This window comes from Citrobacter sp. Ca225 (assembly GCF_030337175.1).
GTDB lineage: Bacteria > Pseudomonadota > Gammaproteobacteria > Enterobacterales > Enterobacteriaceae > Citrobacter_A > Citrobacter_A amalonaticus.
Window position 1 is genome coordinate 1 of record NZ_JAOWCD010000101.1, and the last position, 3,078, is coordinate 3,078.

Consider the following 3,078-nt stretch of genomic DNA (forward strand, 5'->3'; position numbering starts at 1 on the left):
ATTGCTTTCATGCAGCGCCGGCACGCCGCCCCGCGCCAGCCAGAGCGATTCGCTGCGGCTGAAGGCCGTTTCACCGGGAAACAGCGGCTCAAAGTGGATGCTTCTGCCGCCGTTATCGTTAATGATCAGTTCGTTATCGTGGATTTGTAAGCGGATATCGAAGGGCGCTTTCCAGCCGGGGCCAAAAATACCCACCGGTGCAGGCGTTTTCGTCCGGTAGCTGTTGTAAGTCCTCGAGAGCACAAACGGCAACGGACCCGGCAGGGCGAAATCGGTTTCACCGGGCTGCACCTTAGCACCCAGCAACGGATTGACCGGGTTACCGGAAGTCATCCCTCCCGGGCAGACCGAACAGGCCACGCCTGTTGGCGCACCAATCATCACGCCCGCCGAGCCCTGAACAATGCTACCGCCCGTCTGCGTCATGTCGCCCTGACGCGCCGCCGGTTTTCCGCTCATAGACAAATCCTTCTGATAATGCTGAATTTACTGTTATCGTTTTACATAAACGCAAATGCGCAGCCGTTGACTCAGTACTTACGCATATCCGGCGGCTGACTGCTGCTTTCTTCCGGCACCTTCGGCGGGTCTTCCGCTGCGCCGCAGTTCCAGTTAATCATCAGCGCGTCGCCACTGAGTGTTTGCACGCCCTGAAGATTAATAGCCGTGCCGTTAAGGAAGATTTTGCCGTCCTGCGTCAGCACCAGGCGCGCCTGTCCACAACGCAACTCCAGATGTTCTCCGGCAGAGTACACCGCCACCTTTCCGGCGCTTTCTGTCCGGGTTTTGCCTACCGTGAAGCTGACGTTTTCCCCCACGCTGACGTCATACCCTTTGCCAACCAGCAGGGATTTCTGAATACCGACCTGTGAGGACTGCATCAGCGCCACCGAGGTGTTCATCACTCCACCCACCGTAGTCTGGTATGCCACCCCCACGCTCAGGGCGCGGACAATCCCCACCGTTTCCGCCTGATTCATGCCCACGGTGACACTCTGATTCTGGCCCACGGTCTCTTTCTGGTTCTGCAACACTGTCTGTATCTGGTTTTGCTTCACGGTGATAAGCTGATTACCGCCGATCGTTTCCCGGTGGTTTGCCGTCACGTCAGTGGTACGGTTATTCAGTACATCGGTGTCCATGTCTTTCTGCGCATGGATATACACCTGCTCCTGCCCGGTCGCATCCTCAAAACGCAGTTCATTAAACCCGCCGCCCTTATAGGTTTTTGAGCGAATGGTCATCTGTGTTTTCGTGCCGGGCAGGCTGCCGGGGGAGCGGTTATCGTCGTGATAGGTACGCCCCATAATGATGGGCTGGTCTGGGTCGCCATTGAGGAAGTCCACGATGACCTCCTGACCCACGCGCGGAATGGCCAGATTGCCGAACCCGGCACCCGCTCACGCCTGCGACACCCGTATCCAGCAGGAACTATCCTCATTGCTTTTATGATAACGGTCCCAGTGAAAGCGCACCCGCACACGACCATGCTCATCGCAGAAGATTTCTTCGCCCGACGGCCCAGTGACAATGGCACTTTGTGGACCATCCACTTTTGGCTTTATCAACGGCTGCGGTCGCCAGGTTCTGTCGGCGGGGATCACTTCAAACTGATTATTCAGCGTGGTGCCCATACCCTGTCCGCCTTTCATCGCCTGTGGCTGTTTTCCCGTCAGAACGCTGCTGACAACCTGCCATTTTTGGTTAAGCGTGTTTACCGGATGCCCGGTAAGTGAGAAGGTTGTGCCCGGCCACAGTAGGGGAGAGTTGCTGATACAGGCGGCGGTTTCCGCATTGTTACGCCAGCCCTCTATCTGGTAGCGGGCGAAATCCTGCCCGTGTTGTTCATCCTTAAAACGCCCCGGCCAGTCAAAGACTTCATACTGCTTCCTCTGTCCGTTCAGATTTTCACCAGAATGTCCGTAATACCCGGGCCACTTCGGCATTTTAAAGGTGTAGTCCTGAGTTTCTACGGAATAGGGGCGGATTTGAGCCTGGTAACTGAAGGTACTGACACTCGGAATGGTAATTTCTAATGAACAGTTTGGATTGAATGGCAGTTCACCGGCATCGGATAATCCGGCAACGTTATCGCATAGCGTCAGTGTCTGCGCCGGGCTGTCAGCAGCAAAACGATCAAAAAAGAAAATACCTTCCTCTGACCACAGCCTGGTAAGAAACGTAAGGTCCGTCTCACCATACTGAACGCAGAATTCTCGCGCCGGGTGGTCTTCATAAAACCAGGGCTTCCAGTCAGTAATGCCGTTCTCCTCCAGCAGGGTGGCGGAAATGGTCTGAATGTCCTGTTGCTGGAAGATGCGAAAATTCTGGCGCAGACCGCTGCGCCAGAGGGGAGGAGTGATGGTTAGGCTGTAGCACATCTGCCAGCCGTTGTACTCTTTCATCCCAAACCGGGTAACGATACCGCTGACATAGCGCTGAGGAGTATTGCCCTGCCAGATAGTCAGGGTGGCATTTTTCTCCAGTAGCTTTTCTGCGGTCTCTCCGAAAGGATCGCTGGCAACATCAATATCCAGCACAAACGGAAATGAGTGGCGCTGCCTTAACACAAAATTCACCACGGCGAAGGTTTTTTGCCCCAGCCCGGCCACGTCCAGCGTAAAACGCAGTCCTTTCAAAGACACAACGACCTCCCCTGATGCAGATAAAAGTATCCTGCGGGAACCGATAGTGCGGCGGAGGATAAAGCGAACCTGACGACACAATACCGAACAGAATAATAACTACTGTTATTGTATGAAACGGAATACTCTCTTTCGGGGCTGTTTTTTTTGATGGATATCAATGGAATGGACAGACGGGGAAAGTATTTTCCCGAAACGGGCTATATTTTGCGCTATTTATTTTTATTCTGAATTTATATTATTTTTAATATTTACAGCGTGCTTGATTTGGCATGAAATTCCCCAGACTCGGTACAGGCTCGAATCTGACAAACAGTACATAGCAAAAAGGCGCCTTTAGGGCGCCTTTCTACATTGGTGGGTCGTGCAGGATTCGAACCTGCGACCAATTGATTAAAAGTCAACTGCTCTACCAACTGAGCTAACGACCCGA

General features: G+C 53.5%; 1 protein-coding gene, 1 tRNA gene and 1 pseudogene. All 3 read right to left on the reverse strand.

All coding sequences use genetic code 11. The features are described 5' to 3' along the window. On the reverse strand, window positions 1-459 hold a 459-nt coding region (locus OGW13_RS22690), incomplete at its 3' end, for a DUF6531 domain-containing protein (RefSeq protein ID WP_287115489.1). Window positions 460-530: 71 nt separating this feature from the next. Continuing rightward, window positions 531-2,645 (reverse strand): annotated as a pseudogene (locus tag OGW13_RS22695) (type VI secretion system Vgr family protein). A gap of 355 nt (window positions 2,646-3,000) precedes the next feature. Then, window positions 3,001-3,076 (reverse strand) — tRNA-Lys (locus OGW13_RS22700). Between the last annotated feature and the right edge of the window lie 2 nt (window positions 3,077-3,078).